The 23,697-nt window shown below is 70.6% G+C and carries 19 protein-coding genes; 6 read left to right on the top strand and 13 right to left on the bottom strand.

Going from position 1 to position 23,697, the window contains the following annotated elements; genetic code table 11:
- Positions 1–11: 11 nt before the first annotated feature.
- The 4 genes from ACWD5Q_RS14430 to ACWD5Q_RS14415 form a co-directional block, all read right to left on the bottom strand.
- Complete coding sequence (locus ACWD5Q_RS14430) at positions 12–1,118, bottom strand: AI-2E family transporter (RefSeq protein ID WP_451427299.1); 1,107 nt, start codon at positions 1,116–1,118, stop codon at positions 12–14.
- A gap of 94 nt (positions 1,119–1,212) precedes the next feature.
- Positions 1,213–2,193: a pirin family protein gene (locus ACWD5Q_RS14425; RefSeq protein ID WP_451427298.1), complete on the bottom strand. Its 981-nt coding sequence runs from the start codon at positions 2,191–2,193 to the stop codon at positions 1,213–1,215.
- A 158-nt stretch (positions 2,194–2,351) separates the two neighbouring features.
- The gene (locus tag ACWD5Q_RS14420; protein WP_451427297.1) at positions 2,352–4,295 is read right to left on the bottom strand and encodes an Ig-like domain repeat protein; all 1,944 of its coding nucleotides are present in this window, start codon (positions 4,293–4,295) and stop codon (positions 2,352–2,354) included.
- A gap of 205 nt (positions 4,296–4,500) precedes the next feature.
- On the bottom strand, positions 4,501–4,992 hold the full coding sequence (locus tag ACWD5Q_RS14415) for an SseB family protein (protein WP_451427296.1): 492 nt from the start codon (positions 4,990–4,992) through the stop codon (positions 4,501–4,503).
- Positions 4,993–5,135: 143 nt separating this feature from the next.
- Between ACWD5Q_RS14415 and ACWD5Q_RS14410 the strand changes: the two genes are divergently transcribed.
- Entirely contained in the window at positions 5,136–6,962 is a 1,827-nt protein-coding gene (locus ACWD5Q_RS14410; protein ID WP_451427365.1) for an acyl-CoA dehydrogenase, read from the top strand.
- Positions 6,963–7,380: 418 nt separating this feature from the next.
- Positions 7,381–8,679 carry a M18 family aminopeptidase gene (locus ACWD5Q_RS14405; RefSeq protein WP_451427295.1) on the top strand — a complete coding sequence of 433 codons (1,299 nt, stop codon included), beginning with the start codon at positions 7,381–7,383 and terminating at the stop codon, positions 8,677–8,679.
- Positions 8,680–8,844: 165 nt separating this feature from the next.
- Here the strand turns inward: ACWD5Q_RS14405 and ACWD5Q_RS14400 are convergent, their stop codons facing one another.
- Positions 8,845–10,671: an NHL domain-containing thioredoxin family protein gene (locus tag ACWD5Q_RS14400; protein ID WP_451427294.1), complete on the bottom strand. Its 1,827-nt coding sequence runs from the start codon at positions 10,669–10,671 to the stop codon at positions 8,845–8,847.
- 143 nt (positions 10,672–10,814) lie between these two features.
- On the opposite strand from ACWD5Q_RS14400, the gene ACWD5Q_RS14395 reads away from it, so the two are divergent.
- Entirely contained in the window at positions 10,815–11,069 is a 255-nt protein-coding gene (locus tag ACWD5Q_RS14395; protein ID WP_451427293.1) for a hypothetical protein, read from the top strand.
- 98 nt (positions 11,070–11,167) lie between these two features.
- Here the strand turns inward: ACWD5Q_RS14395 and ACWD5Q_RS14390 are convergent, their stop codons facing one another.
- A complete protein-coding gene (locus ACWD5Q_RS14390; protein WP_451427292.1) occupies positions 11,168–11,581 on the bottom strand; it encodes a cupin domain-containing protein in 414 nt (137 codons plus the stop codon).
- A gap of 128 nt (positions 11,582–11,709) precedes the next feature.
- Between ACWD5Q_RS14390 and ACWD5Q_RS14385 the strand changes: the two genes are divergently transcribed.
- Complete coding sequence (locus ACWD5Q_RS14385; protein ID WP_451427291.1) at positions 11,710–12,204, top strand: LURP-one-related/scramblase family protein; 495 nt, start codon at positions 11,710–11,712, stop codon at positions 12,202–12,204.
- A gap of 167 nt (positions 12,205–12,371) precedes the next feature.
- On the opposite strand, the gene ACWD5Q_RS14380 is transcribed toward ACWD5Q_RS14385, so the two are convergent.
- The gene (locus ACWD5Q_RS14380; protein ID WP_451427290.1) at positions 12,372–13,196 is read right to left on the bottom strand and encodes a maleylpyruvate isomerase family mycothiol-dependent enzyme; all 825 of its coding nucleotides are present in this window, start codon (positions 13,194–13,196) and stop codon (positions 12,372–12,374) included.
- 177 nt (positions 13,197–13,373) lie between these two features.
- On the opposite strand from ACWD5Q_RS14380, the gene ACWD5Q_RS14375 reads away from it, so the two are divergent.
- On the top strand, positions 13,374–14,168 hold the full coding sequence (locus ACWD5Q_RS14375) for a carbon-nitrogen family hydrolase (RefSeq protein WP_451427289.1): 795 nt from the start codon (positions 13,374–13,376) through the stop codon (positions 14,166–14,168).
- A 21-nt stretch (positions 14,169–14,189) separates the two neighbouring features.
- Here the strand turns inward: ACWD5Q_RS14375 and ACWD5Q_RS14370 are convergent, their stop codons facing one another.
- Both ACWD5Q_RS14370 and ACWD5Q_RS14365 read right to left on the bottom strand, forming a co-directional pair.
- Positions 14,190–15,506, bottom strand: a complete 1,317-nt coding sequence (locus ACWD5Q_RS14370; RefSeq protein WP_451427288.1) for an MFS transporter — start codon at positions 15,504–15,506, stop codon at positions 14,190–14,192.
- A complete protein-coding gene (locus tag ACWD5Q_RS14365; protein ID WP_451427287.1) occupies positions 15,503–16,186 on the bottom strand; it encodes a GntR family transcriptional regulator in 684 nt (227 codons plus the stop codon). Before ACWD5Q_RS14365 ends, ACWD5Q_RS14370 begins: the two co-directional genes overlap by 4 nt.
- A gap of 205 nt (positions 16,187–16,391) precedes the next feature.
- Between ACWD5Q_RS14365 and ACWD5Q_RS14360 the strand changes: the two genes are divergently transcribed.
- Positions 16,392–17,285, top strand: coding sequence for a D-alanyl-D-alanine carboxypeptidase family protein (locus tag ACWD5Q_RS14360; protein ID WP_451427286.1), 894 nt, complete (start codon positions 16,392–16,394; stop codon positions 17,283–17,285).
- 75 nt (positions 17,286–17,360) lie between these two features.
- Here the strand turns inward: ACWD5Q_RS14360 and ACWD5Q_RS14355 are convergent, their stop codons facing one another.
- From ACWD5Q_RS14355 to ACWD5Q_RS14340, 4 genes are all read right to left on the bottom strand, one after another.
- On the bottom strand, positions 17,361–18,779 hold the full coding sequence (locus ACWD5Q_RS14355; RefSeq protein ID WP_451427285.1) for a dihydrolipoamide acetyltransferase family protein: 1,419 nt from the start codon (positions 18,777–18,779) through the stop codon (positions 17,361–17,363).
- Between the two features lie 10 nt (positions 18,780–18,789).
- The gene (locus tag ACWD5Q_RS14350) at positions 18,790–19,767 is read right to left on the bottom strand and encodes an alpha-ketoacid dehydrogenase subunit beta (RefSeq protein ID WP_451427284.1); all 978 of its coding nucleotides are present in this window, start codon (positions 19,765–19,767) and stop codon (positions 18,790–18,792) included.
- A 1-nt stretch (position 19,768) separates the two neighbouring features.
- On the bottom strand, positions 19,769–20,959 hold the full coding sequence (pdhA, locus tag ACWD5Q_RS14345; RefSeq protein ID WP_451427283.1) for a pyruvate dehydrogenase (acetyl-transferring) E1 component subunit alpha: 1,191 nt from the start codon (positions 20,957–20,959) through the stop codon (positions 19,769–19,771).
- A 578-nt stretch (positions 20,960–21,537) separates the two neighbouring features.
- Complete coding sequence (locus tag ACWD5Q_RS14340; protein ID WP_451427282.1) at positions 21,538–23,109, bottom strand: protein kinase domain-containing protein; 1,572 nt, start codon at positions 23,107–23,109, stop codon at positions 21,538–21,540.
- Positions 23,110–23,697: the final 588 nt, after the last annotated feature.

Raw genomic sequence — 23,697 nt, 5'->3', positions numbered from 1 at the left:
CCCACGGTCCGTCACGCTCCCGGTGGCTCCCCCTGCGCGCCCGGCGGCTTCCCCCCGGCATCAGGCCCCGGGCGCACCGGTTGCGGCCCGTCCCGTCCGTACCGTGTCCGCAGCTCGTGGCCGACGCCGAACGCCGCCGCGGTCAGCGGCACCGCCAGCAGCATCCCTAGGATGCCGGCGACCGACGCGCCCGCGGTGAGCGCCAGCAGTACGGCGGCGGGGTGCATCCGCACGGTCCGGCTCTGCACCACCGGCTGCAGCACATGCCCGTCCAGCACCTGCACGGCGACGACGACACCGAGCGCCCACAGCCCGATGACCACCCCGCGGTCCGCGAGGGCGACCAGGACCGCGACCGCACCGGAGAGGAAGGCGCCGAGGTAGGGGATGTAGGCGCCCACGAAGACCAGCGCGCCCAGCCCGATCGCGCCCGGAACGCGCAGGACCAGCAGGCCCACGGTGGTCAGCGTCGCGTCGATGAGCGCGATGACCGTGGTGCCGCGCATGAACCCCTCGACGGCCTCGAAGGCGCGCCGGGCCACCGCCTCGACGGTGTCGGCGGCCCCGCGTGGGGCGAGCGAACGCAACTGGTCCGCCACGCGGTGGGAGTCGCGCAGAAAGAAGAAGACGAGCAGCAGGGCGAGGACGGCCATGGCGATGTACTCGGCCACGACGCTGACCCCGCTGATCACGTTGGAGGCGGCGGTTCCCCCGAACTTGGAGATCAGGCCCTTGGAGTGGGTGGCCAGGTCGTCCAGCGAGGTGCCGGCCGCCCCGAAGTGCCCCGCGACCGTTTTCGCGGCCCGCTTGAGCGAGGACAGGATCTGGTCGCCGGTGTCGACGAGGGCGGCGACGACGATGTACACCGCTCCGCCGACCACGGTCGCCACGGCGACGCAGGTGATCCCGGCCGCGAGTGACCGGTGGACACCGGCCCGCACGAGCCACCGGTGCAGCGGCCCGAGGAGCGCGGTCCCGAGCAGCGCGAGCAGCACCGGCACGACGGCCGTACGGAACTGTCCGCACAGCCGGAGCACGATCCAGACGACCCCGGCGACCAGCAGCACGGCGGCGCACCAGGCGGCGAGCCGGCGTACGGCGTCGGGAAGGATCTGCACCCTCCCAGCCGATCACGCGAAGGGCGGGCTGTCCTGTGCGGACAGCCCGCCCGGGTGACGCCGTATCAGACCCGCACCGGCGCCGATCCGCCGATCAGGCGTCCTGCGGACCGCTCTCGGTCATCCCGTGCACGGCGGGGATGGTGCCGAGGCGCCCCTTCTGGAAGTCCTCGAAGGCCTGCTGGAGTTCCTCGCGGGAGTTCATCACGAACGGGCCGTAGTGCGCCATGGGCTCACGGATCGGCTGTCCGCCCAGCAGGACGACCTCGAGGTCCGGGGTGTGCGAGTCCTGCTTCTCGTCCGCACGGACGGTGATCGAGGAGCCCGCGCCGAACACCGCGGTCTGGCCGAGACGGATCGGACGGCGCTCCGTACCGACGCTGCCGCTGCCGGCCAGGACGTACGCGAGACCGTTGAAGTCCTCGCGCCAGGGCAGGGTGACCTCCGCACCCGGCGCCACGGTGGCGTGGATCAGGGTGATCGGCGTGTGCGTGACACCGGGGCCCTTGTGACCGTCCAGCTCACCGGCGATGACGCGGATCAGCGCGCCGCCGTCGGGGGTCGTCAGCAGCTGGACCTGGCCACCGCGGATGTCCTGGTAGCGCGGGGCCATCATCTTGTCCTTGGCGGGCAGGTTGACCCAGAGCTGGATGCCGTGGAACAGGCCGCCGGACACGACGAGCGCCTCCGGCGGGGCCTCGATGTGCAGCAGGCCCGCGCCCGCGGTCATCCACTGGGTGTCCCCATTGGTGATGGTGCCGCCACCGCCGTGGGAGTCCTGGTGGTCGAAGACGCCGTCGATGATGTAGGTGACGGTTTCGAAGCCACGGTGGGGGTGCCAGGGGGTGCCCTTGGGCTCGCCCGGCGCGTACTCCACCTCACCCATCTGGTCCATCATGATGAACGGGTCGAGGTGACGGTAGTTGATCCCCGCGAACGCCCGGCGAACCGGGAATCCCTCGCCTTCATAGCCGCTGGGCGCGGTCGTGACACCGAGCACGGGACGGGACACCGCGTCGGCCGGCGTGACCACACGGGGCAGGGTCAACGGGTTCTCGACGGTCACTGCTGGCATGTCTGGTACCTCCTTGTGCTCTTACTTTAGTTGACGATTGAACTTTCTGCCACCCTGAACGCGAAAGAGCCCGGAGGACATTCCCTCCGGGCTCCGTCTCCATGTCCGCGCGCCGGTCGTTTCAGCCGTTTCGGCTACTTTCAGTCGCTTCAGTTGTCTCAGTTGCTGAAGTACAGGTACTTCCAGGCCCCGTACGTCGTGGAGTTCACGGTGTCACCGGACGAGCCGTTGACGTACACCGGCCGCATCCGCGCCTTGATCCCGGACTCGCCGGGCGCCTCGAGACTCACGGCCGACGTGCCGTTCGTGCCGAGCGCGAAGTACTCGGAGCCGGCCGCGTGCCACGCGCCGCTGTAGTAGACCTGCAGGTCCACACGCTGCTTGCGACCCGGGTAGTAGGTCATGGTCGTGGTGAGCAGCGGGGCGGTGTTCTTGTGGAACCAGTAGTACGACGTCGAACCGATCTTGGCCGTCTTGTAGTGCTTGGAGACTGCCATGGAGACCCTGACCCGGGCGTACGCGTTGATCTTGACCGTCTTCGGCTGGTACCGGGAGTCGCCCGCGAAGACCGCGGTGACGGCCGTGTCGCGGGTCATGTCCAGGGTCACCGACAGATTGCCGCTGCTGTTGACCGTGCCGGACTTCACCAGCCTCTTCGGCTTGTCCGCGCCGAAGGGGTCCGCGTAGATCTCGACCTTGCGGTTCTTGTACGTCGTGCCGAGGTGCGCGGTGAAGTTCACATCGGCGCCGTAGTCGTACAGCTTGCCGTTGTTGTTCAAGGACAGCGTCGTCGCCGCGCGGGAGACCGCGACCTTGTCGGAGGCGGAGGCCGACGTGTGCTCCGCGTCGCCCGCGTAGGTGACCTTGTAGGTGACGGTGCCGCCGGCCGGCGGGGTGTCCGTGAAGGAGTAGGTGCCGTCCGTCTTCACCGTGACGGCCGGGAGCCCCTTGCCGCCGGGGCTGTCCAGGTCGGTGCGGGTGACCGCGAGCTTCGCGCCCGCCGGGAGCGGCACGCTCGCCGTGATCCGGCCCTTGACCGTGAGCTGCTTGGCCCGGGTCGCGGAGGCGGGCGCGTCGACCGTGAGGCTCGGCACGCTGAGCGCCGGGCCGGTGTACGCCTTCAGGGTGAAGGTGCCGCCCGTACCGGCCAGGGCGAACAGCCGCGAGGAGTCGGGGGTCCACGCCACCTCGCCGATGCCGGACGACGTCCCCGTCTCGAAGCGGCGCACCGGAGTGCCGGCGCCCGGCTTGTAGACGGACACATGACGGTCGTAGGCCTGGGCGATCAGACCGCTCGGCGAGACGTCGCCGGACCAGCCCGTCTCCGTGAGTTCCCCGGCCTCCGTGAAGGTCCCGTCGGCGTAGGAGAGCTTCCGGGAGCCGTTCCACAGCACCTGGGAGCCGCCGGGTACGAGGTCGACGTCGCCGAAGTACTGCCCGCCGCCGCTCTTGGCGACCAACTGCGGGGTGGCTCCGGAGACGTCGAGCACGTTCAGCGCGCCCGGGCTGTCGCCGCTGTCGGTGACGGACAGCAGACCGGGCGCCGACGGGTCGGCGTCGAGGATCGCCGCGTTGTAGTACGGGGCGACCGTGTCCGGGAGCTGTCCGAGGGCCACCGCGGCGGCCGCGTCGGTGACGGCGGGGTCGACGGAACCCAGGTTGCCGTGGAAGGCGCCGTCCTCGCCGGTGATCCGGTACGAGAACCAGAGCCGCCCGCCCGCGAAGGCGACCTCGCGCGGGTCGGTGCCGGCGCCGAGCTCGTAGCGGGTCCTGACCTCCAGGGTCGCCGCGTCGAGGGCCACGATCTCGTGGCTGGTCGGCAGGGACGCGTACAGGGTGTGGCCGTCGTCGGAGAGCGCGAGGTCGCCGGGGCGGCCGAAGCCGGCGTTCAGGCCGACCAGGGTGCCGTTGTAGTCGGTGGCCAGGATCCGTCCGTTGTCCTGGTCGGCGACGAAGACACGCTGGAGCGCGCCGTCCGCGACCAGGCCGACGGGCTGGGTGAGAACGGCGGCCTCGGCCGAGGCCGAGCCCGCCGCGGCCACGCTCAGCGCGACCGAGCTGAAGAGGACCGCGAGCGCCGTCGCGGCCGCAGTGCTGCGCATGCGCACAGTGATGAACCCCCACAAGAGATCCCGGGACGACCGGGAGACGAGAGCGCCGCGCGACACCCGGACGCGACCGCGTGAAGGCGGTGACGTGCGGGGCGCGGCTGCCGGGGGCAACTCTATGGCAGGGCCGTGACAAGCGGGGAGGGAATTACCGGCGGCACCGGGCCACTCGCCCCGGCAGTGCCGGCGGCCCGGGCAATCAGCCGTACATCCGCCGCATCGCGAACTCCACCATCTGCTCGACCGCCTTCGCGTCGAACACCATCCGGTGCTCGCCCTCCATGTCGAGCACGAACCCGTACCCCGTGGGCAGCAGGTCGATCACCTCCGCCCCGGTGATCACGAAGTACTTCGACTCCTTGCCCGCGTACCGCCGCAGCTCCTTCAGCGAGGTGAACATCGGGATCACCGGCTGCTGGGTGTTGTGCAGCGCCAGGAACCCGGGGCTGTCGCCGCGCGGGCAGTAGACCTTGGACGTGGCGAAGATCTGCTGGAAGTCCTCGGCGGACATCGACCCCGTGGTGAACGCGCGGACCGCGTCCGCGAGCGACGGCGGCGACGGCTCGGGATACAGCGGAGGCTGCTGGCCGTATCCGCCGGGCATCTGCCCGCCCGGCATCTGGTGCCCGGGCATCTGCTGCTGCGCCGAGGCGTACTGCTGCTGCGCACCCGCGTTCTGGTAGCCGTACATGCCCCAAAGAGTAGTGGGCCACATATAGCCCATGAGGGGTTGATTCTTATTACCGACGGGTAGCATCATCGGAGCTACTTGTCAGTACATGAACCGCACGCGAGGAGTCAGTGCCTCGCCGATCTCTCTACGGAGCCGTCGCCATGGGGCACTACAAGTCGAATCTCCGCGACATCGAGTTCAACCTCTTCGAGGTGCTCGGCCGCGACAAGCTGTACGGCACCGGCCCGTTCGCGGAGATGGACATGGACACCGCCAAGAGCGTCCTCGAAGAGCTGACCCGCCTCTCGGAGAACGAGCTGGCGGAGTCCTTCGCGGACGCCGACCGCAACCCGCCGGTCTTCGACCCCGAAACGAACACCGCGCCCGTCCCGGAGTCCTTCAAGAAGAGCTACAAGGCCTTCATGGACTCCGAGTACTGGCGCCTCGGCATCCCCGAGGAGATCGGCGGCACCACCGCCCCGCCGTCCCTCATCTGGGCCTACGCGGAGCTGATCCTCGGCGCCAACCCGGCGATCTGGATGTACTCCTCGGGTCCGGCCTTCGCCCGCATCCTCTTCGAGGAGGGCACCGAGGTCCAGAAGAAGATCGCGCAGATAGCCGTCGACAAGACCTGGGGCTCCACCATGGTGCTCACCGAGCCGGACGCCGGCTCGGACGTCGGCGCGGGCCGCACCAAGGCGATCCAGCAGGAGGACGGCTCCTGGCACATCGAGGGCGTGAAGCGCTTCATCACCTCCGGTGAGCACGACATGGAGGAGAACATCCTCCACTACGTCCTCGCCCGTCCCGAGGGCGCCGGCGCCGGCACCAAGGGCCTGTCCCTCTTCCTCGTCCCGAAGTACCTCTTCGACTTCGAGACCGGCGAGCTGGGCGAGCGCAACGGCGTCTACGCCACCAACGTCGAGCACAAGATGGGCCTGAAGGCGTCCAACACCTGCGAGATGACCTTCGGCGACCGCCACCCCGCCAAGGGCTGGCTGATCGGCGACAGGCACGACGGCATCCGCCAGATGTTCCGGATCATCGAGTTCGCCCGCATGATGGTCGGCACGAAGGCGATCTCCACCCTGTCCACCGGCTACCTGAACGCCCTGGAGTACGCCAAGGAGCGCGTCCAGGGTCCGGATCTGGCCAACTTCATGGACAAGAGCGCGCCCAAGGTCACCATCACCCACCACCCCGACGTGCGCCGCTCGCTGATGACGCAGAAGGCGTACGCGGAGGGCATGCGCGCGCTCGTCCTCTACACCGCCTCCGTCCAGGACACGATCGCGGTCAAGGAGGCGAACGACGAGGACGCCTCCACCGAGCACGCCCTCAACGACCTGCTCCTGCCGATCGTCAAGGGCTACGGCTCCGAGAAGGGCTACGAGCAGCTCGCCCAGTCGCTGCAGACCTTCGGCGGCTCCGGCTTCCTGCAGGAGTACCCGATCGAGCAGTACATCCGCGACGCCAAGATCGACACCCTCTACGAGGGCACCACCGCGATCCAGGGCCAGGACTTCTTCTTCCGGAAGATCGTCCGCAACCAGGGCGCCGCGCTGAACTCGCTCGCCGAGGAGATCAAGAAGTTCCTGGCGATCGGCACCGGCGGCGAGGAGCTGGCGGGCGCCCGCGAGTACCTGGCCAAGGCGGCCGTGGAGCTGGAGGCCATCGTCGGCCTGATGCTGACCGACCTCTCGGCCACCCAGGAGGACGTCAAGAACATCTACAAGGTGGGCCTGAACACCACCCGCCTGCTGCTGGCCTCCGGTGACGTGATCGTCGGCTACCTGCTGCTGAAGGGCGCGGCGATCGCCGCCGAGAAGCTTCAGACGGCCTCCGCCAAGGACAAGGCGTTCTACACCGGCAAGATCGCGGCGGCGAAGTTCTTCGCGGCCAACGTGCTGCCGGGCGTGACCCTGGCCCGCAAGGTGGCCGAGAACGTGGACCTGGACCTCATGGAGCTGGACGAGTCCGCGTTCTGAGACCCGAGCCGGACCGGAGCGCGTTCGTCCGAGGACCCGAACCGCACGCGGGCGCGCTCCAGGACGCGAGCCGGGCGGGGGCGCGAGCCGGATGCGGGCGCGCTCCACGACGCGAGCCGGACGAGGCCGCGTTCCGGGGCGCGAACCGCACGCGGGCGCGAGCTGGGCAGGGGCGCGAGCCGCACGCCGTGCGCTCCACGACGCGAGCCGGACGAGGCCGTGTGTCCAGGGCCCGGGCACGTCCAGGGCGCGCCCGGAGGCGGGCCGTGCCGCCCCGCGGTGCGCCCGTGGCCGGGCTGACCGGGACCTGTCCGTCCCCTCCGACCCGGCCCGGCGCTCGCCGCCTTCCACATCCTCCTCACGAGGGCCTGCTCCCCGTCACCGGGAGCGGGCCCTCGCCCGTCGTTAAGGTGAACCCATGAGCACAAGCCCTCGCTTCGACCGCGGCCACACCGACGACCTCATGTCCTTCCTAGCGGCGAGCCCGTCGCCGTACCACGCCTCGGCCCACGCCGCCGAGCGACTGGAGAAGGCCGGCTTCCGGCAGGTCGCGGAGACGGACGCCTGGGACGGGACGAGCGGCGGGAAGTACGTGCTCCGCGGCGGCGCGATCGTCGCCTGGTACGTCCCCGAGGGCGCCGACGCGCACACACCGTTCCGGATCATCGGCGCGCACACCGACTCCCCGAACCTGCGGGTCAAGCCGCGGCCGGACAGCGGCGCCCACGGCTGGCGGCAGATCGCGGTCGAGATCTACGGCGGCCCGCTGCTCAACTCCTGGCTGGACCGCGACCTGGGTCTGTCGGGCCGGCTCTCCCTGCGCGACGGCTCCACCCGCCTCGTGAACATCGACCGACCGCTGCTGCGCGTGCCCCAACTGGCCGTGCACCTGGACCGCTCGGTCTCCACGGAGGGGCTGAAGCTGGACAAGCAGCGTCATCTGCAGCCCATCTGGGGCCTGGGCGACGACGTGCGCGACGGGGACCTCATCGCGTTCCTGGAGCAGGAGCTGGGCCTGCCCGCGGGTGAGGTGACGGGCTGGGACCTGATGACCCACTCCGTCGAACCGCCCGCCTATCTCGGCCGGGACAAGGAGCTGGTGGCGGGCCCGCGGATGGACAACCTGCTGTCCGTGCACGCGGCCACCGCGGCGCTCGCGGCCGTCGCCGGCTCCGGCGCCGACCTCTCCTTCATCCCGGTGCTCGCGGCCTTCGACCACGAGGAGAACGGCTCCCAGTCCGACACCGGCGCCGACGGCCCGCTGCTCGGATCCGTGCTGGAACGCTCGGTGTTCGCCCGGGGCGGTTCGTACGACGACCGGGCACGGGCCTTCGCCGGCTCGGTCTGCCTGTCCTCCGACACCGGGCACGCCATCCACCCGAACTACCCGGAGCGGCACGACCCGACCCACCACCCGCGCGCGGGCGGCGGCCCCATCCTCAAGGTGAACGTCAACAACCGCTACGCCACGGACGGTTCGGGCCGCGCGATCTTCGCCGCGGCCTGCGAGAAGGCGAACGTCCCCTTCCAGTCCTTCGTCTCGAACAACGCGATGCCCTGCGGCACGACCATCGGCCCCATCACGGCGGCCCGCCACGGCATCAAGACGGTCGACATCGGCGCGGCGATCCTCTCGATGCACAGCACCCGCGAACTGTGCGCCGCCGACGACCCGTTCCTGCTGGCGAACGCACTGGTGGCGTTCCTGGAGGGCTGACGCTCCGCCGCCGCGGGACCGCCACGTCCACCGGCATCGACCGCCGGAGGCGGGTCGTGGTGCCGTCCGCCCCCTTCGTCGAGAAGGAACGGCACCGTCCCGGTGGCGGACACGGCGGATACGGCGGGTGCGAGGTCTGCCCCCGCACCCGGCCGCCCCGCGGGCCTACTCCGCGTCCATGCCCGCCAGGACCAGCGGAAGCCGGCTCGCCCCGTCCTGAGTGACACGGACCGGGACGCCCCAGTCCTGCTGGTGGACATGGCACGCCGGATACTCGTTCGCCGGATCGTCGTCGCAGGACGCGGCCATCGCCGAGACGTGCAGGACACCCTCGGCCAGGGCCGGGTTCAGCTCCAGCTCGCGCGCGAGATCCGTGTCGGCTCCCTCGCCCCGGAGCAGCAGCTCGGGCGGGGTCGAGGAGACCAGCAGACGGGTCGACGGGCCGTAGCGCGTGTCCAGCTTCTGTCCGGCCGGGGCCTGGAAGACGACCTCCAGCCGAAGCCTGCCGGGCGCCACTTCGGTCGCCGCGCGCTGGGTGCGGTGGGCGACCGACGCGACCCGCACCGCCTCCTCGGGCAGCCGGAGCCGGGTCAGCCGGTGGCGGGCGGACTCCACCACCACGATGTCGTCACCGACGAGCACCGCGTCGGACGGCTCCCGCAGGTCCGTCGCCAGCGTCGTCACCTCGCCGGTCGCCGGATCGTAGCGCCGCAGCGCGTGGTTGTAGGTGTCGCTGACCGCCACCGAGCCGTCCGGCAGCGCGGTCACGCCCAACGGGTGCTGCAACAGGGCCTGTTCGGCCGCGCCGTCCCGGTGCCCGAAGTCGAACAGCCCCGTGCCGACCGCCGTGTGGACCGCGCCGTCCCGGTCCACCCAGCGCAGCGCGCTCGTCTCGGAGTCCGCGAGCCACAGACGCTCCCCGTCGGCCGACACCGCGAGACCCGACGGCTGCGCGAACCATGCCTGTGCCCCCGGGCCGTCCACCAGCCCCTCGTTGGTGGTGCCCGCCGCCACCGCGACCGCGGCCGTCTCCGGGTCGTACGTCCACAGCTGGTGCACGCCCGCCATCGCGATCCACACCCGGCCGCCGAAGACCGCCACGTCCCACGGCGAGGAGAGATCCACCTCCCGGGCGGGACCGGACGTGGGCGACCCCTGCCACCACTGAGCGCCGGTGCCCGCGAGTGTGGTGACCTCCCCGGTCGCCAGGTCCAGGCGGCGCAGCGCGTGGTTCACCGTGTCGGCGACGACCACCGCGCCCTCGTCCAGCAGCGCCAGGCCCTGCGGCTCGCTGAAGCCCGCCGTCTCGGCCGGGCCGTCCGAGAAACCCCGCAGACCCGATCCGATGCGCCGGACCACCGTCTCGCCGTCGGCCGCCAGCTCCACCAACTGGTGCCGGGTGGTGTCGCTGACCAGGAAGGTGCCGGACGGCAGCAGAAGCGCCTTGCCCGGGAAGCGCAGGGTCGTGGGCTCCGGCTCCGGCGCCACATAGGGGCCGTCGCCGCGGCGCAGGGTGCCCTTCGCCGCATGCTCCTGCTCCAGCTCCTCCACGAGCCGCGCTATCGCGTGGGCATGGCCCTCGCCCGCGTGCTGCGCGACCACGTACCCCTCGGGGTCGATGACGACGAGCGTCGGCCAGGCGCGGACGGCGTACTGCTTCCAGGTGGCGAGCTCCGGGTCGTCCAGGACCGGGTGCTCCACCCCGTACCGCTCGACGGCGTCCGCCACCGCCTGGTGCTCCGCCTCGTGGACGAACTTAGGGGAGTGCACGCCGATGATCACCACGGTGTCGCGGTGCTTCTCCTCCAACTCGCGCAGCTCGTCCAAAACATGCAGACAGTTAATGCAGCAAAATGTCCAAAAATCGAGGATGGTGATACGTCCTCGCAGGTCGGGGAGGGTGAGGCTCTGGCCCCCTGTGTTGAGCCAGCCTCCCTTTCCGATCAGCTCGGGGGCGCGGACGCGGACGCGACGCGGTGTGGAGTCGTTCATGGGTCAAGAGTGCCACCCGCGATCGGCGCCCCGGGGAGCCTGTGGATAACCCGGTGGCGGTCCGCACATGTACGGGATGCGCACATGCCGTCACGGAGAGATGCTCATCGCAGACAGGGGGGCCATCGCAAGGGAGCAGTTCCATGCCACGAGACATCGACGACCAGAACCGCCGCCGGGACCGGGAGCGCGAGCACGGGGAGATCACCGGCGAGGACAGGCGTGACCGGAACGGCCGCGACCCCGACATGAGCGGGTCCGACAGGGCGGACGGCGATGTGGAGGGCTCCGGCCGGCGCCGGGAGCGTGACGAGCGCCGTTCGTCGTGGGACGAGGACGAGGACGAGGACCTGCTCGGCCGACGGGACATGCGAGACATGCGGGACGGCTACCGCTGACCCGACCGGACCCGTCCCCCGCACGGTTCGCACGCGAGTCCCCCGCCGGGCGGCGGGGGACTCGCGTGCGTCCGGGCGCGGCGTCGGGTGCCGCGTGCTCAGGCCAGCGTGTGCCCCGTCGTCGCGTCGACGTGGTCCGGGACCTCCTCGTGACGGTCGCCGACCGTCATCGTGCCGGTGGGTTCGAACAGCAGAATCGATGCTCCGGCCGGCGCGGAGGGCTTGTGCTCGGTTCCCCGCGGGACCGTGAAGACCGAGCCCCGGGAGAGGGTGACCGTGCGCTCACCGGCCGGCTCCCGCAGCGCGATGTGCAGTTCTCCGTCCAGGACGAGGAAGAACTCGTCGGTGTGGTCGTGCGTGTGCCACAGGTGCTCGCCCTCGACCTTGGCGACGCGCACGTCGTAGTCGTTGACGGTGGCGACGATGCGCGGGCTCCACAGCTCGGAGAAGGAGGCGAGGGCCGCGGCGAGGGCGACGGGCTCCGTGTGGTGACGGGGTTCCAGGGATTCCATGCGGCCATCCTGCGGGGTGCCGTGCGCAGCGGGCGAGTGCCGGCTGGACATCGCGGCACGAGACCGGACTTCAGTCCGTCGGCCTACCGGCGGCGTTTGGGACCCGCTCCGGGGGAAGCCCTCATCGTATGAGATTCCTCGTACGCGATCGGCTCCTCGGCTTCGGTGACGACTACTGGATCGAGGACCAGCACGGCAACAAGGTGTTCCTGGTCGACGGCAAGGCGATGCGGCTGCGGGACACGTTCGAGCTGAAGGACACACAGGGGCACGTCCTGATCGACATCCACCAGAAGATGTTCGCCCTGCGCGACACGATGGTCATCGAGCGCGACGGCGAGCCGCTGGCCAGGATCAGGCGCAAGCGTCTGTCGCTGTTGCGCAACCACTACCGCGTCTCGCTGGCCGACGGCACGGAACTCGACGTCAGCGGCAAGATCCTCGACCGCGAGTTCGCCATCGACTACGAGGGGGAGCTGCTGGCGCAGATCTCCCGCCGCTGGCTGACCCTCCGCGAGACGTACGGCGTCGACATCGTGCGCGAGGACGCGGATCCGGCGCTGCTGATCGCGGTGGCCGTGTGTGTGATCCACCTGGCGGACAAGGAGCGGGAGGAGGACTGAGCGGCCCGCCACAGCACGGGGGCCCGCCTGGGACGCCCACGGGCACGGGGTCCGCCCACGACACGCTGCGGTGCCGGGTGGCCACCCGGTCCCCGGTGCCCCGGGGCGGGCACCACGCCCCGCGCCGCCCGCGCGCCCCGGAGGCCGGCCCTGGCGGTCCCGGTTGCCTACTTGGTGACCGCGAACGCGTGCAGGATCGCCTCCGCGAGGTCCGGGTCGCCCTCCGCCTTGATGCGGTCCGCCACGACGTCCGCGGTGACGCGGCCGCTGGCAAGACGGACGAACGTCTCCCAGTCCATCGTGAACGACACCGCCGGGCCCAGCGAGGGCGTGCCGTCGATCGTGCCGCGCCCCTCCGCGTCGACCCGGACCGTGCGCAGGAATTCGACGGGACCGTGGACGTCGAAGACGATCGCCGAACCGGGCGGCGCCCCGGCGCCCTCGGCCACCACCTTCGGCAGCGCGGCCAGCAGCTCGTCCCGGGTGATGTGTGCGCCCGGCGAGTCCAGGTTCCCCGGGCGCCCCAGCGCCGCCCGCAGGTCCTGCTCATGCACCCACACGTCGAACGCGCGGTACCGCATGGCCTCCTCGAGGGTCTGCTCGCTGCCGAACGGACCTCGCACCTTGGTGCCCGGGTCCCGCGACTCGTTCCGCAGCTGGCGGTTGCGGCGGATGATCGTGTATTCCAGCTCCGACGTCATCTCCGGTGCCGTGTGGTGGCGGCGGACGTCGACCTGCATCTCCGTGTACCGCTGGTGCTCGTTCGTGACGTGGAAGAGGTCGCGCGGGAGCGTGTGGATCGGGCGGGGGTCGCCGAGCATCTCGCTGTCCATGCCGATGACATGGGAGACCACGTCCCGCACCGACCAGCCGGGGCAGGGCGTCCGCCGGTTCCACTCGCTTTCCATGAGCGGCTGCACCAGCTCGGATATCGCTTCGATGGAGTCGGTCCAGGCGTCGGCGTAGGGCTGGAGGGTGGGATGCAGACTCACGGAACGGGACCCCTCGGGCGGTCGGTGCACGGGCAATTGACAGCTATGTCGACGGGAGGCGACTGTCGGCGGGTGTCTTGGAACGTTAAGTTACGCTGCTGTGAGGCACCCCGGCAGTGCTTTCGTGTGACGATCGTAGGCCTGAAAAGAAGTCTCGAATGCCAGGACGGTGGTAGTGTGCGCGCCTCCCTGATCCAGATCCGGGTAGACGAGGACGAATCGGTCGCGTCGCGCCGCCGGCGAGCCGCCTCCCTGGTACGAGATCAAGCCGGAGTCGATCTCGTGGTGCTGCCGGAGCTGTGGACCACCGGCGCGTTCGCCTACGAGGACTTCGCGCCCGAGGCCGAACCGCTCGCCGGGCCCACCCACGAGGCGATGGCGAAGGCGGCGAGCGACGCGGGCGTGTGGCTGCACGCCGGCTCGATCCCCGAACGCGCCCCTGACGGTGCCCTCTACAACACGTCTCTCGTCTTCTCCCCCTCCGGTGAACTGGCCGCCGCCTACCGCAAGATCCACCGCTTCGGCTTCGACCGGGGCGAGGCCGTGCTGATGGGTGCGGGAACCGAGCAGGTGACGGTGCGCCTGCCGCAGACGACCCTCGGCGTGGCCACCTGCTACGACCTCCGCTTCCCCGAGCTGTTCCGCGCACTCGTGGCCGCGGGGGCCGAGACACTCGTGATCCCGGCGGGCTGGCCGGAGCGCCGCCGGTCCCACTGGACGCTGCTGGCCCAGGCACGGGCGGTCGAGAACCAGGCGTACGTCCTTGCCTGTGGAACGGCCGGGACGCACGCGGGAGTTCCGCAGGCGGGTCACTCGATCGTGGTGGATCCGTGGGGCGAGGTCCTCGCGGAGGCCGGCGCAGACGAGGAGATCCTCACGGTCGAGTTCGACCCGGGGAAGGTCGCCTCCACACGCGAGCAGTTCCCGGCGCTGAAGGACCGGGTGCTGGGCCTGGACCGCCCGCGGCGCTGAGGGCTCGCCCCTGCCGGAGTACTACGCCGGCACATGTACCGTCTCCACCCGGCTGGCCACCAGCCGCTCCCGCTCCCTGCGCGCCGCCTGCCTGCGCAGCCGCAGGATCTGGCTCAGCCCCAGCGCCTGGAGCACGAACACCGCGGAGAACGCCACGGTGTAGTCGTCGCCGGTCGCGTCCAGCAGCACACCGATCGCCAGCAGCGTCGTCATGGAGGCGGTGAAACCACCCATGTTGGTGATGCCGGAGGCCGTGCCCTGACGCTCCGGCGGGTTCGCCGGCCGCGCGAAGTCGAAGCCGATCATCGAAGCCGGGCCGCAGGCCCCGAGCACCGCGCACAGCACGATCAGCAGCCACATCGGCGCGTGCGGGCCCGGGTAGAGCAGCGTGGCCGCCCACAGCACCACCGTCGCCCCGGCCGTCCCGAGCGTCAGCGGCAGCCGGGCCGTGTGGTGCCGGGCGACGATCTGTCCGTAGACCAGGCCGACGACCATGTTCGACAGCACCACGAGCGTGAGCAGTTCCCCGGCCGTCGCCCGCGACAGCCCCTGCGCCTGGACCAGGAAGGGCAGGCCCCACAGCAGCAGGAACACCATCGACGGGAACTGGGTCGTGAAGTGCACCCACATGCCGAGGCGGGTGCCGGGTTCCCGCCAGGACGCCGCGATCTGCCGCCGCACGTACGCCGCCCCGTGGTGCGGGAACGGCTCCGGCTCGTACCCCTCGGGGTGGTCCTTCAGGAAGAGCAGGAGCAGCACGAGAACGACGACACCGGCGAGCGCGCTGCCGCCGAACGCGGCGGTCCAGCCGACCCCGTGCAGCAGCCGGGCCAGCACGAGCGTCGAGACCAGGTTGCCCGCCACGCCCACCAGGCCGGCGAGCTGGGCGACCAGCGGACCGCGGCGGGCCGGGAACCAGCGGGTGCCGAGGCGCAGCACGCTGATGAACGTCAGGGCGTCACCGCAGCCGAGCAGCGCACGTGAGGCGAGCGCCGTGCCGTACGAGGAGGAGAAGGCGAACCCCACCTGCCCGGCCGTGAAGAGCACAACGCCTATGGCCAGCACCTTTTTGGTGCCGAGCCGGTCCACCAGCAGGCCGACGGGTATCTGCATGCCCGCGTACACGAGGAGCTGGAGGATCGAGAAGGCGGACAGGGCGGAGGCGTTCACATGGAAACGGTCCGCGGCGTCGAGCCCGGCCACACCAAGAGATGTGCGAAAGATCACAGCGACGAAGTAGACCGAGACACCGATGACCCACACCGCGACGGCGCGCCGGCCGCCCGGCGGGTCTCCGGGCAGGGAGACCGAGCGGGAGCTCAGGGAGCGTGAACTCATCGCACCTCACCCCGCGCCAGGTGGGAGAACCAGTTGACGTGCCGGTGGACGACGTCCACGGCCGCCTCGGCGTCGCCGGACCGGAGGGCCTCGAGGATCTCCCCGTGCTCGGCGAGCGTCTTGGCGATCCGGTCGGGGTGCGAGTGCATGACCGCGACCCCCATCCGCAACTGGCGGTCGCGGAGTTGGTCGTACAGACGGGAGAGGATCTCATTGCCGCCGCTGCGCACGATCTCGGCGTGGAAGGCGCGGTCGGTGACCGCCGCCGCGGCCAGGTCCCCGACGGCGGCCTGCTCCTTCTGGCGTGCGAGCAGCTCCTCCAGACGGTGGATCAGCCCGGGCGGGGCGGGCACGGCCTTGCGGGCCGCATGCTCCTCGACGAGCTGACGGGTCTCCACCACGTCCGCGATCTCCTGCGCGGAGACGGGCAGGACCAGGGCCCCTTTCTTCGGGTAGAGCCTGATCAGCCCTTCGACCTCCAGCCGGAGCAGGGCCTCGCGCACCGGCGTCCGCGAGACCCCCACCGCCTCGGCCAGCTCCCCCTCAGTGAGCAGGGTCCCGCCTTCGTAACGGCGCTCCAGGACACCCTGTTTGACGTGGGCGTACACGCGGTCGGCGGCGGGCGGCTGTCTGGCGGACGGCTTCTCGGGAGCGGGGGCGGCGGACGGCGCTGAAGGCATGCGCACATGATAGATACAACACGTACGCAAGCCGACGGACGTCCACGATGCGGACGGGCGGACCTCTCTGCATATTCGCCACGCCAACCGCACATCCTTTTGTGCTAGTTACATGTCTCACCAGAAAGCGGTCCTGTCATCTGACCGCTCTCCAGGGGCATTTGGATGCATACAGCGCATCAGAGACGCAATCGGAGCTTTCAACTTGATTACCGGCATTAAGGGCACCCGAGTTCGCAGAGCAGCCGCGGCAGTGTTCACCACCGGCGCCGTGCTCACCGCCGCCGCCCTCACCGCGGCACCCGCACAGGCCGTCACGACGCCCACGATCACCGCCAAGGGCGGGTTCGTGATGAACAACGGCACCGGCAAGAGCCTGTTCACCAAGGCCGCCGACACAAGGCTGTCCACCGGCTCCACCACCAAGATCATGACCGCCAAGGTCGTGCTGTCCCAGACGAACCTGAACCTTGACTCCAAGGTCACGGTCCAGAAGGCCTACAGCGACTACATCGTCGCCAACACCGCCTCGTCCGCCCACCTGATCGTCGGCGACAAGGTCACCGTCCGTCAGCTGCTGTACGGGCTGATGCTGCCCTCCGGCTGTGACGCGGCCTACGCGCTCGCGGACAAGTTCGGTTCCGGCACGACCCGCGCCGCGCGCGTGAAGTCGTTCATCGGCAAGATGAACACCACCGCCAAGAGCCTCGGCCTGACGAACACGCACTTCGACTCGTTCGACGGCATCGGCAGCGGCAGCAACTACTCGACGCCGCGCGACCTGACGAAGCTCGCGAGCAACGCGATGAAGAGCTCCACCTTCCGCACGGTCGTCAACACCAAGACGACGAAGCAGAAGGTGACCACCCAGAGCGGCGGCTACCGCTACTACAACTGGACCAACACCAACCCGCTGCTCGGCACCTACAGCGGCGCCATCGGCGTGAAGACGGGCTCGGGCCCGGAGGCCAAGTACTGCCTGGTCTTCGCCGCGACCCGCAGCGGCAAGACGATCATCGGTACGGTCCTGGCGTCGACGTCGGTCGACAACCGCACCGCCGACGCGAAGAAGCTGCTGAACTACGGCTTCGCCGTCTGATCCCTCGCGCACCACGGCAGAAGGGGCCGGCCGCTTTCGCGGTCGGCCCCTTCGTCGTGATCCGCGCCCCGGGCGCTACCCCCAGGTGATCAGCCGCTTCGGCTGCTCCAGGACGGCCGCCACGTCGGCGAGGACCTTCGAGCCCAGCTCGCCGTCCACCAGGCGGTGGTCGAAGCTGAGCGCGAGGGTCGTGACCTGGCGGGGCTTGACCTTGCCCTTGTGGACCCAGGGCTGGAGCTTGATCGCGCCGACCGCGAGGATCGCCGACTCGCCCGGGTTGAGGATCGGCGTGCCCGTGTCGACGCCGAACACCCCGACGTTCGTGATGGTGACCGTGCCGCCCTGCATCGCCGCCGGGGTGGTCCTGCCCTCGCGGGCCGTGGCCACCAGCTCACCCAGCGCCTGGGCGAGCTGCGGAAGGGTCTTGTCGTGCGCGTCCTTGATGTTCGGCACGATCAGACCGCGCGGGGTGGCCGCCGCGATCCCGAGGTTCACATAGTGCTTGCGGACGATCTCCTGGTTCGCCTCGTCCCAGGAGGCGTTGACGTCGGGGTTCCGCTTGATCGCGACCAGCAGGGCCTTGGCGATCAGCAGGAGCGGATTGACGCGCAGGCCCTGGAGGTCGGTGTCCTGCTTCAGCTCCTCGACCAGCTTCATCGTGCGGGTCACGTCGACCGTGACGAACTCCGTGACGTGCGGCGCGGTGAACGCGGAGCCGACCATCGCCTGCGCGGTGACCTTGCGGACGCCCTTGACGGGGATACGGGTCTCCCGCGCGGTGTCGTACGTCACCACGGGCGCCGGGGCGGCCGGGCGCTCCACGGCCGGCGCGGGGACCACCGCGGCGGGCGCCGCCGGCGCGGGGGCCGCGGCCGCGTGCACGTCCTCGCGGGTGATGATCCCGTCCGGACCGGAAGGGACGACCGTCGCGAGGTCGACCCCCAGGTCCTTGGCGAGCTTGCGCACCGGAGGCTTCGCCAGCGGGCGGGGCCTCGCGCCGTGCCCGTTCAGCTCGCCCTGGAGTGCCGTGGCCGCCTGGCGGGCCTCCCCGGCAACCGCGGTCGCCTTGCGGGGGCGGCGCCTGGTGGAGGACTCGGCGACGCCGTACCCGACGAGGACCGGCTTGCGGCCCCCCTGCTTGGGCTCCTCCGGCGCGGGCGTGGGCTCCTGGGCCGCGGGCTTCGGTACCGAGGCCCGCTCGGCAGGCGCCGGCGCCTGCCCGGCGGGAGCCCCCCCGGCCACGTCGACTGCGATGATCGGCGTGCCGACGTCCACCGTGGTGCCCTCGGGGAAGCGCAGTTCCCGGACCACCCCGTCGTACGGGATGGGCAGCTCCACGGCCGCCTTGGCGGTCTCCACCTCGCACACGACCTGCCCGTCGGTGACCGTGTCCCCGGGCTGGACGTACCACTTGAGGATCTCGGCCTCGGTGAGGCCCTCCCCCACGTCGGGCATCTTGAACTCGCGCACGGACGCGTCAGTCATCGTCGTCACGACCCTCTCCTCAGTACGCCAGGACGCGGTCGACGGCGTCCAGCACCCGGTCCAGGCCCGGCAGGTACTCCTCCTCCAGGCGCGCCGGCGGATACGGGGCGTGATAGCCGCCGACCCGCAGCACGGGCGCCTCCAGGTGGTAGAAACACCGCTCCGTGATCCGGGCGGCGATCTCCGCACCCGAACCGAAGAACACCGGTGCCTCGTGCACCACCACCAGGCGGCGGGTCTTCTCCACCGACGCCTGCAGGGAGTCGAAGTCCAGCGGCGAGACCGAGCGCAGGTCCAGCACCTCCAGTGACCGGCCCTCCTCCCGGGCGGCCGCGGCGGCCTCCTGGCACACCTTCACCATCGGGCCGTAGGCCGCCAGCGTGACATCCGTGCCCTCACGCACCACCCGCGCCTTGTGCAGGGGGTACGGGATCGCCTCGGCGTCGACCTCGGACTTGTCCCAGTAGCGCCGCTTCGGCTCGAAGAAGATCACCGGGTCGTCGCTCTGGATCGCCTGCTGCATCATCCAGTACGCGTCCGACGCGTCCGACGGAGAGACGATCTTCAAGCCGGCCACGTGCGCGAACAGCGCCTCGGGGGACTCGCTGTGGTGCTCGACCGCGCCGATGCCGCCGCCGTACGGGATGCGGACGACGACCGGGAGTTTGACCGTGCCCAGGGAGCGGGCGTGCATCTTCGCCAGCTGGGTGACGATCTGGTCGTACGCCGGGAAGACGAAGCCGTCGAACTGGATCTCCACCACCGGGCGGTATCCGCGCAGCGCCAGGCCGATCGCCGTGCCGACGATGCCCGACTCGGCGAGCGGGGTGTCGATGACCCGCTCCTCGCCGAAGTCCTTCTGCAGACCGTCGGTGACCCGGAAGACGCCGCCGAGCTTGCCGACGTCCTCACCCATCACCAGGACCTTGGGGTCCGACTCCAGGGCCTTGCGCAGCGACTCGTTGATCGCCTTGGCGAGCGCCATCTTCTCGGCCATGTCACCGACCCTCTTCCGCGTCCGCGAACGACGCCTGGTAGGCGGCGAACTGGGCCCGCTCCTCGTCGACGAGCGCATGCCCGTCCGCGTACACGTTCTCGAAGATGGCGAAGTGGTCCGGGTCCGGCATCGCACGGACCGCTTCACGCACCCGCCTTCCCAACGTCTCGCTCTCCGCCTCGAGTTCCGCGAAGAATCCCTCGTCCGCGTGGTGTGCGGCGAGGAGATGGGCGCGCAGGCGGGCGATCGGGTCCTTCGCCTCCCAGGCGGCCCGCTCGTCGTCGTGGCGGTAGCGGGTCGGGTCGTCGGAGGTCGTGTGCGCGCCCATGCGGTACGTGAACGCCTCGACCAGGGTCGGGCCCTCGCCGTTGCGCGCCCGCTCCAGCGCCCACTTCGTGACCGCGAGGCAGGCCAGGACGTCGTTGCCGTCCACGCGCACGCCCGGGAAGCCGAAACCCTGCGCGCGCTGGTACAGCGGCACACGGGTCTGCTTCTCGGTCGGCTCGGAGATCGCCCACTGGTTGTTCTGGCAGAAGAACACCACCGGCGCGTTGTAGACCGCCGCGAACGTGAACGACTCCGCGACGTCGCCCTGGCTGGAGGCGCCGTCGCCGAAGTACGCGATCACCGCCGAGTCCGCCCCGTCCTTGGCGACACCCATGGCGTAGCCCGTCGCGTGCAGCGTCTGCGCGCCGATGACGATCGTGTAGAGGTGGAAGTTGTTGCTGTTCGGGTCCCAGCCGCCGTTGTTCACACCGCGGAACATGCCGAGCAGGTTGGCGGGGTCCACCCCGCGGCACCAGGCGACGCCGTGCTCGCGGTACGTCGGGAAGACGTAGTCCTCGTCGTTCAGGGCCCGTCCCGAACCGATCTGGGCGGCCTCCTGGCCGAGCAGCGAGGCCCACAGCCCCAGCTCGCCCTGACGCTGCAGGGAGGTGGCCTCCGCGTCGAAGCGGCGGGTCAGCACCATGTCCCGGTACAGGCCGCGCAGCTGCTCGGGCGTGATGCCCTCGACATACCGGTCGTACTCCGGGTTCTCGACGCGCTCGCCCTCAGGTGTCAGCAACTGGACGAGATCCGCGTCGGTGCCCTTCTTGGGCGTGGTGCGAGTGGTGCGCTTGGTGCCGGTGGTGCCGGCCTTGCTTCCGGCGCTGCGTCGCGGCTTGCGCGCGGCAGTGCTCTCCACGGTCACGTGTGCTCCTCCGTCGGTCCGGCCCCCGGGTTCGCCGGGTGCCTGGGGGTCCCCTCGGCCCGCTGTGGGGCCGGTGAGAGCGGCTCGCCTGCAGCGCACGGACGCACGGGGTGGGTGCGACGCGTTCGAGACAGACGTGACAGGTGCCCCGGCGAGCGCCCTGCAAAGGGCACGTTACCCAGTGCGCCACATTTCTGTGAAACCCCTCCTGACCTGGGATTTTGCTTGGATTTCCAAGTAAATCGAGTAAGTCGGGCACAGACGCTGGTCACAGCCTTGCAGGGGGCCGGAACAACGGCACGTTATCCCGCTCACCTGGAGCACGGGAAGAGTCTTCTGGGGTGGTGCCGGTGTCGCCGGGCGGCGACCGGCCACCGTCCGGACAAGCACACACGCGCGCGTGGAGCCCGTTTCCGGGTCCCACGCGCGCGTGGCGGCCGTTTTCGCGGGGCGGCCACCCCATGTCCTCGGGTCCTGTCCTCGGGAGCCGGTCACGCCGCTGTCGTCGCCCGGCGGTCGTCCCACCGTCCCCGACGCGTCCGCCTCGGCCCCCCGGCCCCGTCGAGCCCTGGGCGTCCTCAGGGCGCCTGCGGGTCGATCGCGCCCGTGGTGTCCCCACCGCCCGGAAGGGACGGGCCCGAGGTGTCGCTGCCGCCGCCCGTGGGCGAGTCCGTCGGGTTGTCCGAGGGCGCCGTCTCGGTGGGCTGGTCGCTCGGCTGGTCCGGCGTCGTCGACGGCTGCGTCGGCGGCTGCTGGCTGTGGCTCTGCGACGGCGTGTACGAGGGCGTGTAGTCCGAGCCGCCGCCCGTGTCCGTGGTGCCGTCCGTGGACGTGTCGGTCGCCTCGTCCGTCGGCGTGTTCTGGGACTTCTTGTCGTCCTTGGTCTTCGTCGCGGTCGGCGACGGGGTGGTGCTCGTCCCGGCATCGCCGCCGCCAGTGTTGTTCAGCGCCAGCGCGACGCCCGCGGCGATGGCGACGACCGCGAGGACCGCGAGAATCCACAGCTTGCCGCGTCCGCTGCCCTTGTTGCCGTGCCCCTCGAAGCCGCCGTTGTCCCCGGAGCCGTAGCCCGCCGGCAGGACGGACTGCGGAATCTGCGTGGTGCCGGACTCACCCGGGTGCGGCATCACCGTCGTACCGGCGAAGCCTCCGGCGGGGGTGTGCCGGCCCTCGTGCACCTCGACCGGACCGGTGTTCCAGGTGCCGGTGTAGCCGCCCTGGTCGTACAGCATCTGCAGGGCGTACTGGGACAGACCGCGCATCTCCTCCGCGGTCTGGAACCGGTCGTCCGGATCCTTCGCCAGGGACCGCATCACGAGTCCGTCCAGCTCCGGCGGCGCCATGCCCCCCGAGATCTGGGACGGGGGCACCGGGATGTCCTGAACGTGCTGGTACACCACGGACAGCGGGGTCTCGCCGACGAACGGGGGCCGCAGCGCGAGCAGTTCGTACAGCAGACAGCCCGTCGCGTACAGGTCCGAGCGATGGTCGACGGCCTTGCCGAGCGCCTGCTCCGGGGAGAGGTACTGCGGCGTGCCCATGACCATGCCGGTCTGCGTCATCGTCGTGGACGCCCCGTGCAGGGCGCGCGCGATGCCGAAGTCCATCACCTTCACGGCGCCGTTGTTGGTGATGATGACGTTCGCCGGCTTGATGTCGCGGTGCACGATGCCGTGCTGGTGCGAATAGGCCAGTGCCTCCAGCACGCCCGAGACGATGATCAGGGCCTGCTCGGGTCCGGGTGCCTCAGCGTTGAGCAGCAGGTCGCGGATCGTACGGCCCTCGACCAGCTCCATCACGATGTACGGCACCGACTGGCCGCCCACGAGGTCCTCGCCCGAGTCGTACACGGCGACGATCGCGTGGTGGTTGAGGCCGGCCACCGACTGGGCCTCGCGCGTGAAGCGGGCCTTGGAGACCGGGTCCTCGGCCAGGTCCGCGCGGAGCAGCTTGACCGCGACCGACCGCCCGAGGCGCACGTCCTCGGCCGCGAACACCTCGGCCATGCCGCCCCGGCCGAGTCTGTGGGTCAGCCGGTACCGGCCGTCCCCGACAAGCCCGCCGTTGCCCCAGTTCTCCGGCGCGTCTGACATCCCGCCGCCAGTCGCCTCGGGGTCGGACGGGCCCTGGGCGCGCTGCGTCTGTGCCATCAGTCCTCGCCGTCGTTTCTGCCCGCGGTCTGCGCGGTGGTTGTCACGGTCTCCGGCGAGCCACGCTACAGGCTCCGCGCAAGGCGCCGGTCCGAGATGCAACCGAGATGGACCGGTCATCCAACCCTGCGCCCGGTCCCCTGTGCAAATTCCGAACACAGGCCGTACACCCCTCGTCACGCTTCTGCGACGCTTCTTGCGCGTTTGGTCATGAACGGGCACGGGGCTGGGCCTGGCTCTGTCCTGGGCCAGACTTGGCCGGAAGCGACCAGTCGCTCACGGAGCAATCGCTCTCGACCGGCGGTGGTCCGCATGCCGATCACGGACGGCGGGGGCACGACGAGCCGCTGCCGACGTGCCGACGGCGGACGCGGAACGCGGGCCGGGCTTGCGCCACGACGGCACACCGGGCCGGTGTGCGGGGCGTTTCCCCTCCGACGGGCAGAAGCGACGGCCGCGGTCCTCGCCCGACGAGAGCGGTATGGCTTCGGGGCGCCTCGCGGTGCGCTTTATACAGGGCGCAGTGCCCGACCGCCAGGTCGCGATCAAGACACTTCACACCGAGCGGGGTCGCGAACGGGCCGACGG

The sequence above is a fragment of the Streptomyces sp. NPDC002513 genome, assembly GCF_053595355.1.
The sequence above is the reverse complement of the archived record's forward strand: the minus strand, read 5'-3'. Positions and strand labels throughout refer to the sequence as shown.